Source organism: Halomonas sp. YLGW01, from assembly GCF_014840935.1.
In the GTDB taxonomy this organism is placed as follows: domain Bacteria; phylum Pseudomonadota; class Gammaproteobacteria; order Pseudomonadales; family Halomonadaceae; genus Onishia.
The window spans coordinates 550,891-564,518 of the sequence record NZ_CP062005.1 but is presented as its reverse complement, the minus strand read 5'-3'; the positions used below and the strand labels follow the sequence as shown (position 1 = coordinate 564,518).

11 protein-coding genes are annotated in these 13,628 nt (G+C 69.5%); 2 read left to right on the top strand and 9 right to left on the bottom strand.

All coding sequences use genetic code 11. The features are described from left to right. Window positions 1–4 precede the first annotated feature (4 nt). From IEJ03_RS02670 to IEJ03_RS02655, 4 genes are read right to left on the bottom strand one after another with little or no spacing between them, the layout of a single operon-like run. Window positions 5–2,383, bottom strand: a complete 2,379-nt coding sequence (locus IEJ03_RS02670) for a DUF3488 and transglutaminase-like domain-containing protein (protein ID WP_192036186.1) — start codon at window positions 2,381–2,383, stop codon at window positions 5–7. After that, a complete protein-coding gene (locus IEJ03_RS02665; RefSeq protein WP_192036185.1) occupies window positions 2,380–3,444 on the bottom strand; it encodes a DUF58 domain-containing protein in 1,065 nt (354 codons plus the stop codon). Before IEJ03_RS02665 ends, IEJ03_RS02670 begins: the two co-directional genes overlap by 4 nt. Window positions 3,445–3,447: 3 nt before the next feature. After that, window positions 3,448–4,377 carry a MoxR family ATPase gene (locus IEJ03_RS02660; RefSeq protein WP_192036184.1) on the bottom strand — a complete coding sequence of 310 codons (930 nt, stop codon included), beginning with the start codon at window positions 4,375–4,377 and terminating at the stop codon, window positions 3,448–3,450. After that, a complete protein-coding gene (locus tag IEJ03_RS02655; RefSeq protein WP_192036183.1) occupies window positions 4,374–4,913 on the bottom strand; it encodes an NUDIX domain-containing protein in 540 nt (179 codons plus the stop codon). The genes IEJ03_RS02660 and IEJ03_RS02655 overlap by 4 nt, the downstream gene beginning before the upstream one ends. 149 nt (window positions 4,914–5,062) lie before the next feature. Between IEJ03_RS02655 and IEJ03_RS02650 the strand changes: the two genes are divergently transcribed. Then, a complete protein-coding gene (locus tag IEJ03_RS02650; protein WP_192036182.1) occupies window positions 5,063–6,718 on the top strand; it encodes an acyl-CoA dehydrogenase family protein in 1,656 nt (551 codons plus the stop codon). Between the two features lie 203 nt (window positions 6,719–6,921). Here the strand turns inward: IEJ03_RS02650 and IEJ03_RS02645 are convergent, their stop codons facing one another. The 4 genes from IEJ03_RS02645 to IEJ03_RS02630 all read right to left on the bottom strand — a co-directional run bounded on the left by IEJ03_RS02645 (window position 6,922) and on the right by IEJ03_RS02630 (window position 10,540). Beyond that, entirely contained in the window at window positions 6,922–8,181 is a 1,260-nt protein-coding gene (locus IEJ03_RS02645; RefSeq protein WP_192036181.1) for an EAL domain-containing response regulator, read from the bottom strand. A gap of 94 nt (window positions 8,182–8,275) precedes the next feature. Further along, the gene (locus IEJ03_RS02640; protein ID WP_192036180.1) at window positions 8,276–8,884 is read right to left on the bottom strand and encodes a LysE family transporter; all 609 of its coding nucleotides are present in this window, start codon (window positions 8,882–8,884) and stop codon (window positions 8,276–8,278) included. A 217-nt stretch (window positions 8,885–9,101) separates the two neighbouring features. Then, window positions 9,102–9,956 (bottom strand): class III extradiol ring-cleavage dioxygenase, encoded by an 855-nt coding sequence (locus IEJ03_RS02635; RefSeq protein WP_192036179.1) that lies wholly within the window; start codon window positions 9,954–9,956, stop codon window positions 9,102–9,104. Window positions 9,957–10,069: 113 nt separating this feature from the next. Next, complete coding sequence (locus tag IEJ03_RS02630; protein ID WP_192036178.1) at window positions 10,070–10,540, bottom strand: DoxX family protein; 471 nt, start codon at window positions 10,538–10,540, stop codon at window positions 10,070–10,072. Window positions 10,541–10,713: 173 nt separating this feature from the next. Here IEJ03_RS02630 and IEJ03_RS02625 point away from each other — a divergent pair, with 173 nt between their 5' ends. Then, window positions 10,714–11,646 carry a LysR family transcriptional regulator gene (locus IEJ03_RS02625; protein ID WP_192036177.1) on the top strand — a complete coding sequence of 311 codons (933 nt, stop codon included), beginning with the start codon at window positions 10,714–10,716 and terminating at the stop codon, window positions 11,644–11,646. A gap of 91 nt (window positions 11,647–11,737) precedes the next feature. Here the strand turns inward: IEJ03_RS02625 and IEJ03_RS02620 are convergent, their stop codons facing one another. Beyond that, complete coding sequence (locus IEJ03_RS02620) at window positions 11,738–13,318, bottom strand: phosphodiesterase (protein ID WP_192036176.1); 1,581 nt, start codon at window positions 13,316–13,318, stop codon at window positions 11,738–11,740. Window positions 13,319–13,628 lie beyond the last annotated feature (310 nt).

Sequence of the window (13,628 nt, the reverse complement as noted above, 5' to 3'; positions counted from 1 at the left end):
GGCTTTAGCTTCCAAGATGCCATGTCTGGCGCCAGCGCGCCAGCCTGCCCGCCCGCCCCGAAGAGCCCCCTGAACGGGACCAGCGGACGCGGCGGAAGGCACGGCGCCAGTGCCGACGCCGCCTCTCGAGGCGGGCCTCCCAGCGCCTCCGCTCGGCCTCTTCCAGAGGCGCGTAACAGAGCCGCTCGATGGCCTCGGCCAGCGCCTCGCTTGCAAAGGCCAGCCGTTCACGCCGGGCATCCCTTGTGACAGCCCCCTCGACAGCCCCATCCCGGCCTTCAGGCTCGCTCGCATCGCTCACCTGCTCTGCGGCCAGGCGCCTGAGCCGCGCGGCCGGCGCCTCCCCCGGCCACGCCGGATGTCCCTGGCGGGCCAGCCAGGCCATCTCCTCGCGCACCTTGTCGCCAAGGCTCGACGGCGCGCGCCAGCGCCTGACGCCCCATGTCAGGCAAAGGCCAAGCAACACGGCGAGCGCGAGGCCGCCGGCGAGCCAGGCACCCATGATCAACGCACCGAGGCCACCCGCCGCCAGCAGTGACAACGCATGTGCCTTCAGCGCCGTGACGACCTGCCAGGGCGCCTCCAGCGCCTGTATCAGCCGTGCCAGCAGCGCCTCGCGCTCGCGACCCGCATAGCCCACCACCTGGCGCTGCCAACGATACTCGAGCCGCTCCCAGGCGAGCCTCGCCTGATTCACCCAGGCCACGTCGCGAAAGCGCAGCGGCGACAGGCCCGCATCGGCCAGGAAGGCCTCGCGGCCGCCACTCAGGGCGGCGGCGCCCTGCTCGATGCGCTCGGGAGCGATCACCGCGGTGGGATCCAGGCGCCGCCAGGCGCCATCGCGCCAGACCTCGACCCAGGCATGGGCGTCATAGTCCCGCACCGTCAGGTGCCCGTCTGGGTGGCGCTCGCCGCCCAGGAACCCCGCCACCACCCGGGCAGGAATGCCCACCGCCCGGGCCATCACGGCGGTGGCCGAGGCATAGTGGGCGCAGTAGCCGGCCCGGCTGTCGAACAGGAAGGCATCGACCCGATGCTTGCCGGTGAGCCTGGGCGGCTCGAGGGTGTAGCGGTACGGCGCCTCGCCGAAGCGGGCCATCACGGCGGCCAGATAGGCTCGAGGGTCGCCCTCGGCTTCACGCCACAGCCGGCGGGCCAGCGCCAGGGAGCGGGGGTTGCGTTCACGCGGCAGCAGGGTATGCCAGGCCCGGCCGGCCGGGTCGGCGAAGCGCGGCGCCTCACCGCTGCTCTCTAGCACCACCAGGCTGCGGGAGGCGAGCGGCGTCAGGCCCTCCACGGTGCCATCGCCGAGAAAGCGCAGCCGCTCGGGACTCGACAGCGGCGCGCCCAGCGAAGGCCGCCAGGGGCGGCTGTCCGGCTCCAGCAGCAGCTCGGCCCGATAGCGGGATGCGCGAGGGGGCGTAAGGGTGGCCGATTCGCCGCCTTCCTCGCCATCCTCCCCGGCCGTCGCCGGGGCAAAGGGATTGCGCCGAGCGGTCCGGGCGAAGTCGTCGACCGGTCGCTCGAGGGTCGCGGCCAGCATTTCCGGTGTCTCCCGGGACCAGCGCTCGCCATCGAAGTGCGTGAGGGTATAGACCCGCCAGTAGCGCTCGCCCGGGGGCGGCACCGAGCCCGCGAAGCTTGCCCGAAAGGCCCGGGCGTCGCTTCTCGAGAGCCGGGCGATCTCCCCAGGCGCCATGCTGTCCGAAAGCCCGGTCGAGGCACGCTCCAGGGTCGGCAGGCTCCACAGCGGCCCGAGGCGCGGCACGGTCACGAAGAGCGCCACCATCAGCGGCGCCGAGAGCCCCACCAGCCAAGCGGTCTCGCGCCAGGCGGCACGCTGGGCGGCGCGCCCGGCCGTCAGGGGGGATGCCTGGGTTGATGTCTGGGATGACGCCTGGCTGGTCGCCCCGGCGAGCAGTACCAGCGACTGCACGAGCCAGACCGCCGCCAGCGTCGCCCCCAGCGCCACGACCAGGCCCTGGTCGTGGAGGAAGCTCGCCACCAGGGCCACGAAGCCGATGCCCACCACCACCCGGGCATCTCGACGGGTGCGGGTCTCCAGCAGTTTCAGCAGGTAGATGCCGACCAGCAGGCCAAGCAGCGCCTCGAGCTCGCCAAGGCCGCCGTACTCGGCCCACAGCGCGGCGAGCAGCACCGCCACCGCGACCAGGCGCAGAATCACCCCCGCCCGAGGAGCGCGCTCGATCAGCTGACGATGGCGGCGCCAGGCCACCAGGGCGGCCACCGCCACCAGCCACGGCGGCATGAACGCCAGGTGCAGGGCGAGCACCAGGCACTGGCCGATGAACAGCCGGCGCAGCAGGGCCGCAGACAGCGTTTCGCCATCGGCCAGCAGCACAGGGGTAGCAGCGGCGCTCATGCGCCCTCCTCACCGGCATCGACGCCGGGAGCCTTGCCTTGGACCGTGTCGCGCGACGCAGGGGCCGAAAACCGCGCCAGGGCCTCCAGCGCCCGGCGCCGCTGGAAGGGGCCGCCGGCCGGCGCCAGGGTGAGGCCCGGCAGGCGTAGCCCGAAGGGCTCGCCGCGGCGATGATAGGCGAGCACCTGGGCGCAGAGCCAAGACAGCCGCGTTTCCGTATCGCCCGACGCGGCGGCGTAGTCGAGCCAGGGCGGCGAGGCCGGCGGCTCGGTGAAGTGCTTGGTGGCCAGCACGCCGGTGCGGCTCCACTGCTTCCAGGCGAGCCGCGACGGCGTATCGCCGGGTACATAGCGCCGGAGCCCGGCGAAGTCCTGCGCCTCCCGGGGCGCTGCCCCCGCCGAGCGAGTCGTCTCCCGCGGCTGACGGGGCGCCGAGGCGGACTCCGCCCCGGGCCGGGGATAGACCAGCAGGGTCTCATCGCTCTCGATCCAGGCCAGGGCGCGGACCAGCCCAAGGGGCCAGTCGCTCTCCAGGCGCAGCCGCGGCAGCGGCCGTTCGCCCCGTTCCTCCACCGGCCAGCCGAGCGTCAGGCTGGCCTCGCCGTCGACGAGATCGACCACCTCGCGTCGGCCGCCGGCATGGCGTCCGGCACGGCGCCCCAGCCGCCGCCCCAGACACACCGCCAGCGCCCGGCGATCCCGAGCGGCGGCGAGCCGCACGGCGAGACGCGCCTCGCCGCCGGCAAAGGCCTCGCCCTCGGGGACGATCGCCAGGCGCACCCCGAGCAGGTTGCGCCAGCCACGCACCAGCGCCACCAGGGCGATGGCGAACAGCCAGAAGGCCAGGCCATAGGCGAGGTTGTTCTGATAATTGATGCCGAACAGGAACAGGATCAACACCAGCCCCGCCCAGGCCAGGCCGAAGCCGGTGGGCATCACGAACAGCCGATGCTGGGAGAGCGGCGCATCGGCAGGGGTCGAGCGGCGGGTCCAGCTCCCCTGACGCAACCGTGCCCAGCCACGGGCCCCTAGCCCGACGGTCGATGCCTGCCGGCGGCCCATCGGCTAGCCCAGCACCGGCACGGCGGCCAGCAGCTCCCGGGCCGCCTTCTCGCCGACATGGCGGTCGCCGTCGCTCAGCCTGTGCGCCACCACCGGCGTCCATACCGCCTGGACATCCTCGGGCAGGACATGATCGCGGCCGGCGAGCAGCGCCCAGCCTCGAGCGGCCTGCAGGAGCGCCAGCACGCCGCGGGTGGAGAGCCCCCAGGGCAGGTCGCGATGGCTGCGGCTGGCCGCGGCCAGGGCCTGCACGTAGTCGAGCAGCGGCTCGGCGACATGCAGCCCGGCGAGCCGTGCCTGCAGGTCGCGCAGGGTGGCGGCATCGAGCAGCACCGGCAGCTCGTCGAGGCGCAGGCGCCCGGCCTCGCCGCGCAGGATCTCGCGTTCGGCCTGGCGATCGGGATAGCCCAGCGACAGGCGCATCAGGAAGCGGTCGAGCTGGGACTCGGGCAGCGCAAAGGTGCCGGCCTGATCCTGGGGATTCTGGGTGGCGATCACGAAGAAGGGATCCGGCAGCGGGCGAGTCTCGCCCTCGACGGTCACCTGCCCCTCCTCCATGGCCTCGAGCAGGGCACTCTGCGTCTTGGGGGTGGCGCGATTGACCTCGTCGGCCAGCACCAGGCCATGGAAGATCGGGCCCGGATGAAAATGGAAGCGTCCCTGCCCCGGATCGAATACCGAGACCCCCAGCACATCGGCGGGCAGCAGGTCGCTGGTGAACTGCAGCCGCTGCATGTCGAGGCCGGTGACGCGCGCCAGCGCCTGGGCCAGGGTGGTCTTGCCGAGCCCCGGCAGGTCCTCGATCAGCAGGTGCCCCCGGCAGAGCAAGCAACAGAGCGCGAGGCGCACCTCGCCGGGCTTGCCGCGCACCACCCGCGACAGCGCCGAGATGACGTCCTCGAGGCTGGCATGACGCGCCTGGGGCCGGTTCATGCCACCTCCTCGAGCCAGCCCCCGGCATGCAACAGGCGCAGGGCACAGCGGGTATCCGGGGTGGCGGTGTCGAGAGCCAGGGCCTCCGTGAGCGGCATCCAGCGCACCGAGGCGACCTCCTCGGCCTGCAGACACAGCGGCCCCTCATAATCGACCAGGTAGACGCTGCCATAGATGTGGTTACCGTCTTCCGCATAGCGGAAATCGCCACAGGCGCGCAGCGGCTGGCCGTGAATGCCGAGCTCCTCGGCGAGTTCGCGGCGGGCGGCCAGGTGCACCGCCTCGCCGGCGCCGACCACCCCGCCGGCAGCCAGGTCGTCACCACCTGGGAAGACCTCCTTGGTCAGGGTCCGACGCTGCACACAGATCTCCCTCCGGGCATTACGGACCACGATATAGGTCGCCCGATGCCAGAAGTGGAAGCGACGCATCAGCGCCCGGGGCGCGCTGCCGCAGGGGCGATTGCGGGCATCGACCAGCTGAATATGCTCATCGGCGATCACCGGGGGCGGCAGCGTGGATTCGTCGGCGGTCATCGGGCTCTCCCTGTCGGATCAGACTTTTAGACTAACCAGTCACCCGCCACAGGGCCAGCTTCGTGGCGTTTGACCGATCATCGGGCGCTGACCATGCTCAGAGGACGCCGGCCCAAGGGCCCCCTCGAGACGCCGCCCGGAGCCTCGCCATGGCCGATACCGCGCCCCGCGCCAGCCTCGCCACCCATGAGGTGATCAACCAGCCGCCACTGCCGGGCGACGAGGACTGGCTTATCGACGATACGCCGCTGCGCGAGGCGCTCGACCGGGAGGCCCCCGCCTGGGTGGCCCGGCGCCTCGCTCCCCTCGGGCGAGCCGTCGGCAGCCAGCGGCTGCAGGCGCTGGGCGAAGCCTCCAACCGACACCCGCCGCGCCTTAGGCTCTTCGATCGCCACGGGCGGCGCCTGGACGAGGTCGAGTATCACCCTGCCTATCATGCGCTGATGCACGAAGCCTTCGACCACGGCTGGCACGCGGTGGCCTGGCAGGAGGACGGCCGCGGCGGCCATCAGGCCCATGTCGCCGCGCTCTACCTGCTGACGCAGGCCGAAACCGGCGTCTGCTGCCCGCTGACCATGACCCACGCCGCTCTGCCGGTACTGCGCCAGGACGACGCGCTGATGGCCCACTGGGGCACGCGGCTGCTGGCCTGGGACTACGACCCCCGCGCCCGGCCGAGTGATGACAAGGCGGCGGTGACCATCGGCATGGCGATGACCGAGAAGCAGGGCGGCAGCGACGTGCGCACTAACACCACCTGCGCCGAGCCCGATGCCGATGGCGCCTGGCTGACCGGCCACAAGTGGTTCTGCAGCGCACCGATGTCGGATGCCTTCCTGACCCTGGCCCAGACACCGGAAGGCCTGGGCTGCTTCCTGGTGCCACGCTTCCTGCCCGACGGCAGCCGCAACCCCATCGAGATTCAGCGCCTGAAGGACAAGTGTGGCAACCGCGCCAACGCCTCCGCCGAGATCGAGTATCGTCGCGCCTGGGCTCACCCGATCGGCGCACCGGGCCGTGGTATCGCCACCATCCTCGAGATGGTCCAGCAGACCCGGCTCGATGCCGCGATGGCCCCGGTGGGCATGATGCGCCAGGCCCTGCGGGAGGCCTGGCGCCATGCCCGCCATCGCCACACTTTCGGCCGACCGCTTTCCGACCAGCCACTGATGCGCATGGTGATCGCCGACCTGGCCCTGGAGGTCGAGGCCGGGGTGGCGCTTGGCCTGCGAGCCGCCCAAGCCTTCGATAAAGCCGTCGACGGCGGCGACGAGCACGAGCGCGGCCTGGCGCGCCTGCTGCCGACGCTTGCCAAGTACTGGCACAACAAGCGCGGCCCGGGCTTCATGGCCGAGGCCATGGAGTGTCTGGGCGGCATCGGCTACGTGGAGGAAACGCCGTTGGCGAGGCTCTACCGGGAAGCGCCGGTGAACTCGATCTGGGAGGGCTCGGGCAACGTCATCTGCCTGGACGTGCTGCGGGTGATGGCTCGCCACCCGGAGAGCATCGAGGCACTGAGACGCGAGCTCGAGGCGGCACGCAGGGCCCAGGCCGACTTCGACCGCGCCCTGGCCGAGCTCGACCAGGCGCTGACCCTGCCCGACGAGACCCTGGCCCTGCGTGCACGCTGGCTGGCTCAGCGCATGGCGCAGCTTCTGCAGGCGGCCCTACTGCTACGCCACGCCCCCGAGGCGGTGGCCGGGACCTTCTGCCGAAGCCGGCTCGGCCCCTCGCCCAGCCCCGCCTATGGGGTGCTGCCGGCGGATGCGCCGCTGGCCGCCATTCTCGCGCGCATCACGCCCTGATCCGGTGACCCTGGCATTTCACCGAGCAGGCAAGAGGGAGATCGAGGCCTGGGTGCAGGATGCCATGGCAGGCAGCGAGGCCGCCGATGACCTTCATCATCGAGCCTCATCATCGAACCTAATCATCGAACCTAATCATCGAACCTAATCATCGAACCTAATCATCGGACCTATTTATCGGACTTAGGCCCGCCCCGGAGGGATTACTGGTAGGTCGACACGAGGCGCGGCCGGTCGTGGCGGCCCAAGGCCGGCCTCCTGTCACGCTGCACCGACGGCGCCTGATGGCTGCCCAGACTGGCCAGCAAGTCGATCAGGCGGTCAACCGGCATCGGCTTGGCCAGCGCGAAGCCCTGAGCATGGGTGCAGCCGAAGCGCGACAGCCGTATCAGGCTCTCGAGGGACTCGACGCCCTCGGCCACGACGCGAATGCCGAGGCGCTGGCCGAGCAGCGCCACCGCCTCGACGATCGCCGCATCCTGAGGATTGTCGTCGAGGTGGCGCACGAAGCCGCGATCGATCTTGACCTCGCTGATCGGCAGCAGCTGAAGGCGTGCCAGGGACGAGAAGCCGATGCCGAAATCATCCACCGACAGCTCCATGCCGAGCAGATGCAGCCGAGCGGCGATCTCGCTGCCGAGCAGCTCGTCCTGCATGGCATCACTCTCGGTGATCTCCAGCACCAGCGGCAGACGGCGACCCAGCGAGCGCTGCAGCTCGTCCATCAGCGGCACCAGCTCGCCATGGATCAGCTCGTTGGGGGAGACATTGATCGAGACCGACAGCTGGTGGCCGGCCGCCTGCCAGCGACGGGCGTCAAGGGCGACCTGGGTGACGATCTGGCGCGTCATCAGGCGCGACTGCTCGAGGGTCATCAGGTGCAGAAAGCGACTGGGCCAGAGCAGCCCAAGCCGCGGATGCTGCCAGCGCACCAGCACCTCGACGCCGCTGACGTCCTGAGAGCCGAGATCGAACTGCGGCTGATAATGGACCTGGAACTCCTCATCGGCCAGGGCGCGCTTGATCTCTTCCCGCTCCCATCCCTGGTCCCCCTGACGGCTCATGACATCATGCGGCGGCATCTGCAGCCCCTCCAGACTGTCGCGCAGCCCGTCGAGGCGATAGGGCTTGCTGAGCGAATCGAGCATCAGCAGCCCAAGGGTCCGCCCCATCCGCTCGGCGATCCGCATCACCTTGGGGTTCACCCCGCTGAGCAGCATCACCGCACCACGATACCCGGCCTCGGCCAGGTGGCGCAGGATATCGATGCCCTCCTCCCCGTCGATCTCCAGGTCGAGGATCACCAGCCGCGGGCGCAGGCGGGAGAGGCAGGCCAGAAGTTCACAGGGCTGCTCGAGGTGGTGCGTCTCGAGCCCCAAGGTACGCAGATGCAGCGACAGGGCGACCACCACGTCGAGATCTGTGTCGACCACCACGGCCAGTGGCGCCTCATCCATTGGCATCAGTACCCTCACTTAGTCATGTAGTCGTGAAGCCTGAAAACAGCTTAGCCTTTAACTGACATTTCTACATGAACAATGTCGTATCGAGGCCGGACTAGCCGAGTACCACGCGGAGCGCCAGACCCAGCAGGATCACGCCGGTAATACGGTTGAGCCAGTGGGCGCGGGCCTGCAGCCAGGGCAGCACGGCGGAGTGAGAGAATGCCACCGCCACCAGCACGTACCAGCCGCCGTCGATGACCATGGCGGTGGCGACGATCACGGCCTTGGCCGCCACGCTCATCTCCGGGCTGACGAACTGACTGAGCAAGGCGACGAAGAACAGAATCAGCTTGGGATTGCCCAGCGCCACCAGCACGCCGTCCCTGGCGGCCTGGGCACGGCTGGTGGCCACGCCCTCGGCCTTGAGGGCAGACGCCCGGCCGGCCCGTAGCGCCTGCACCCCGAGCCAGGCCAGGTAGGCGGCCCCGCCCCAGGTGATGACCTGAAACAGCATCGGATGCCTGGCGATCACGGCGCCCAGCCCCCAGACGGTCAGCAGCGCATAGAGCCCGACGCCCAAGGCATGGGCCAGGGCCGCCGCCACGCCGGGCAACCGGCCGCCGCCCAGGGTGTGGCGCAGCACCAGGGCGAGGCTCGGTCCGGGCGACATGGCGCCCATGGCACAGACGGCCGCCAGCGACAGCCACAGGGTCATCGGCATCTTCTTCTCCTTGTTCTCATAGGGGCGGTCTCAGGGCTGGCCCACCCGGCGCGGCTCCGTCGCCGCCTGCCCTCCCTGGCAGGCCATGTGCTTCAGGCAAACGACTCCCCGGCGACGCAGAGGCCGCCGGGGAGACGGTGGAAAGGCGCTATCTTAGGCCTCGACCGTGCCCCGGCCAAGCCGACCTTTGCCTCTCCGGGGCGCCCGACGACGCGCCTCAGGCCCTGCCGAACACGAAGGCCGACTGCACGCTGCCCATTACCTCGTCCTCGAAGACCTTCACTCCCGGGCTGTCTCCGCCGGAACCGGCGGCCACGAACAGGGGCAGCAGATGTTCCTCTTCCGGGTGGGATACCCGGGCACCCGGTGCGGCCTCCCACTGGCGCAGGCGCTCCTCGCGGGCCTCTCGCGGCAGCGCCACGGTCTCGGATAGCCAGGCATCGAAGGCCCGGGAATCCGGGTCGACCGCCGCATCGCCGCGCTTGAGCCGAGCCATGTTGTGATAGCTCATGCCGCTGCCGATGATCAGCACGCCCTGCTCGCGCAACGGCGCCAGGGCGCGCCCCAACGCCAGGTGCTCGGCGGGGTCTAGCCCCGCCTTCAGCGACAGCTGAACCACCGGCACTTCGGCCTCGGGGAAGACCAGCTTGAGCGGGATGAATACCCCATGGTCGAGCCCGCGCCGATGCTCCTCGCCGCTCGGCATTCCCGCCCCGGCCAGCCGCTCCCGCACCTCGGCAGCCAGCGCAGGGGCGCCCGACACCGGCCAGCGCAGCCGGTAGGTGTGCTCGGGAAAGCCGTAGTAGTCGTAATAGAGCGGCGGTGTCGCCTGAGCGTTGACGGTGAACATCTCGGCCTGCCAGTGGGCGGAGATCACCAGCAGCGCCCGAGGCTTTACCTTCAGCGCCTCGCTGAGCCCACTCAGCCAGCCGGCCATGGCGTCCCAGAGGCCGGCTGGCTGCCAATCCATGAAGAAGCAGGGACCGGCGCCGTGGGGCAGAAACACCGTGGGCAAAGGCCGAGTGAGAGAGCGAGAAAGAGCGCGGGAAGAAGAGAAAGACGAAGGAGCCATGGTCGCGTCTCCTGGCCAAGGGGGCGAGATTCGTCGCCGAAGCCGGCCTCTAATAACGCCGGCTCCGGGGACCAACATACCTCAACAGCGGGATTGGAAGCGCCGGGCCGCCATCAGATCCTGAGGCCTAGCTTGGCATCCAGCGACAAGCGGCCGCCGCCGCGCAGCAGGATCCCTAGGGCGACCAGGCCCCACATCAGCGGGTACTCGATGCCGCCGCTGGTCCAGAAGAAGCCGTTGGGAATATGTACGCTAAGTGCCACGCCCATCAGCACCATCACGCCCAGCGCCGCCGGACGCGTCAGCAGGCCAAGCACCAGCGCCAGGCCGCCGAAGAATTCGACCAGGCCGGCCAGCAGGGCAAACAGCACCCCAGGCGTCATGCCGAGGCTCTCGGCGAAGAACTGCCCCGTGGCCTCCAGGCCATAGCCGCCGAACCAGCCGAACAGCTTCTGGGCGCCATGAGGCATCAGCAGCAGCCCGGCGGTCACGCGGATCAGCGGATACGACAGCCCCGAGAGGCGCGAAAAGATCGCCGGGCCGGAGGTGGCAGTGTCAGCGGTGGTGTGGGTGTTATGGTTCATGAGTCTGTCCTCGCATCGTTGGTGGGGGGCAACGTCGGTTGATCGCGATGTCAGTTGGTCGCTATGTCGGTTGATAACAACGTTGGCTGAAAGCATCGGGCGCTTGCGCCCTGTCGATGGAAGACAGCATATTGAGGTTTCCGATTTTTCGGGAGTGCGCAGGATGGCAACACATGGTTGATGAATCAGAAACCTCAGGCACCCCCCAGCTGGGTGGCGCCCTGGAGGATATTCGTGCCTTCTGCACGGTGGTGGAGCTGGGTTCGATCTCGGCGGCGGCGCGAGAGCTTGGCGAAACCAAGGGCGGGGTCAGCCGGCGCATCTCGCGACTGGAAGGTCGGCTCGGTGCGGCGCTGCTGGCACGGACTCCTCGGGCGGTCAGCGCCACCGAGGAAGGCATGTTGTTCCAGGCCAAGGCGCGGGATGCCCTGGCGTTGCTGGCCGACGCCACCGAGGGCGCTCGCCTCTCCCGCTCGGTGCCCCAGGGACTGCTGCGGGTCACCGCGCCGGTGGACATGGGCATCGACCTGCTGCCGCCGCTGGTGGTGGCCTTTCAGCGGCGCCATCCGCAGATCCGCATCGAGCTGCTGCCCACCGACACCAAGCTGGACCTGGCCGCCAACCGCATCGATCTGGCGCTGCGGGCCAGCGCCGATGATCTGCCCGACATGAATTATCGCGCCTCGCGCCTCGCCGACTTTCAGATGTGCCTCTATGCCGCGCCGGACTACCTCGCGAGCCACGGCCACCCCGGGGCACCGGAGGCGCTGCCCGAGCATGCGCTGGCGATCTGTCGTGCCCTCGAGGGCGCGGCGCCGCTGGTGTTGACCGATCGCCGCGGCCGGCGCAGCGAGATCCATGCCCAGCCCGGCCTACGCACCACCGACTACTCGAGCCTGGCCCGCCTGCTGGCGGCCGGCGGCGGGATCGGCGTACTGCCTGACCGGATCGCCAGGCCGCTGCTGGAGGCAGGCCGGCTCGCCCGGGTGCTGCCCGAGCACCATCTGGCCGAGGGACGGCTGTACGCCATCACCCTCGCCGGGCTCGAGGCGCCGGCGCGGGTGCGGGTGTTTCGGGACTTCCTGCGCGAGGCGCTGAACGGCTGATGCGGCGGTATCCGAGGCCTCGGGGGAAAGGGGGCGCGCAAGCGACGCTGCCTGACTCAGGTGCGGGCCAGGCGCAGGCTGACCTACCGACTCAACTCGCGTCGTTGGCCAAGCACCAGGCGTGATAGTCCGCGGCCGGCAGGGGCCGGGCATAGAAGAAGCCCTGCGCCTGATCGCAGCCCAGCTCGCGCAGAATATCCGCCTGCCCTTGCGTCTCCACCCCCTCGGCTGTCACCACCAGATCCAGCGCATGTCCCATGTCGATCATGCAGGCCATCAGCTTGCGGGTGGTCGGCGTCTCCTCCAGGTGGGCGACGAAGCTGCGATCGATCTTGAGGCCGGTGAGCGGAAGGTGCTGAAGGTATTCGAAGGACGCGTAGCCCGTGCCGAAATCATCGATGCTGACGCCGATGCCAAGGTCACGGATGCGTTGGATGGCCTGACGCGCCGCCTCCAGATCCCCGATCAGCGCGGTCTCGGTGATTTCCACCTCCAGCCGCTCGGCCGCCACGCCGTCTTGCGCGACCAGCTCGCGCAGCAGGGTGATGAATTCCTCGTCATAGAGGTTGTAGACCGACAGGTTGATGCTGATTACGCCCTCGCCGGCACAAGTCTGCACGAAGGCGCCGGCTTCCCGAGCGACGAAATGGGTGACCGGATAGATCAGCGAGGTGCTCTCGACCTTGGGCATGAACTGGCCGGGGGAAATCAGCTGGCCATCGGCGGCCTGCCAGCGAATCAGCCCCTCGCCGCCACAGACCCGGCCATCGGCGAGGCGAATCTTGGGCTGGTAATGCAGCCTGAACTCTCGCCTGTCCAGGGCACTGCGTACCCGCGCGATCAGTTGCAGGCTCTCTCGGGAATGGCGTTCCAGGTGCTCGGCAAAGTGCCGGTAGCCCTGGCGTTGTCGAAGAGCGGTGAACAGGGCGATACGGGCCTCGCGTAACAGCTCGCTTGCTTGAGCCTGAGCCCTCTGGGCGATACTGCTGCCCATCGCCAGCTGGACGCGCACCGGCACCTGGTGAATGGGCAGGCTCTCCTCGCCGGCCGCCATCAGGCGCTCGGCCACCCGCGCCAGATCCTCCGGCGTGACATCCTCGAGAATCAGCGCCAACTCGTCGTGGTGGATACGATAGGCGGTCGGCGCCCCGCGCACCACCCGCTCGAGCCGCTCACCGAGCATCAGCACCAGCTCGTTGGCGGCATCCAGGCCCAAGGCATCGATGACATCGGTGAGGTCGGTGAGCCGTACCAGCATCAGGCCGGTGTGGCGCCCCTGATGGCCGGCGGGGGGCAGCCGGCGACGCAGATCCTCGTTGAGGGCCACCTGATTGGCCAACCCCGACAGGGGATCGGTGCGCGCGATGATCCGGTGCTGAGCCGCGGAGCGACGACGCAGCAGGAACAGCCAGCCGGACACGCCCCCCAGCAGCAGGTAGAGCGCCAAGCGAATCATCACATTGGCCAGGCTCTGCTCGATGCCCAGCGCCGCATCCTGCGGCATCAAGGCCATCAGCAGGCCGGCAGCCAGGGCCACGCCGAGCCCACCGGCCAAGGCATACCAGTAGGCACCGACCAGCACCGGCGCCAGCATCAGGTAGGGATAGGCATAGGCCGTGCCGCCCGTGGCACGCACAACACCGGCCGCCAGCAGCATCAGGAGAACTATCACGCCACCTCGCAGGAGATGACGGCTCGCCGCGAGTGCACGACAGCCGCTCCTCCACTCTACTGACTTGATGACGCCGCCTTTCACCATCCGCCTCGCTCCCAGCCATTTCCCACAAGAGCCCCTAGGGTATACGAAGGCACCACCACAATCCGACAAAAAGGTGATGCAATATCAACGCTGATCGCGGCATATCGCCACAGTACCATCAGTGTCTTCCCCCACTGACACGGGAAAGAATCTTGGGCTGGAAACGACACCGCCGGGGAGGTCGCCATCCCCGGCGGTGCCTGCCTCTTCAGGCGCTGGCATC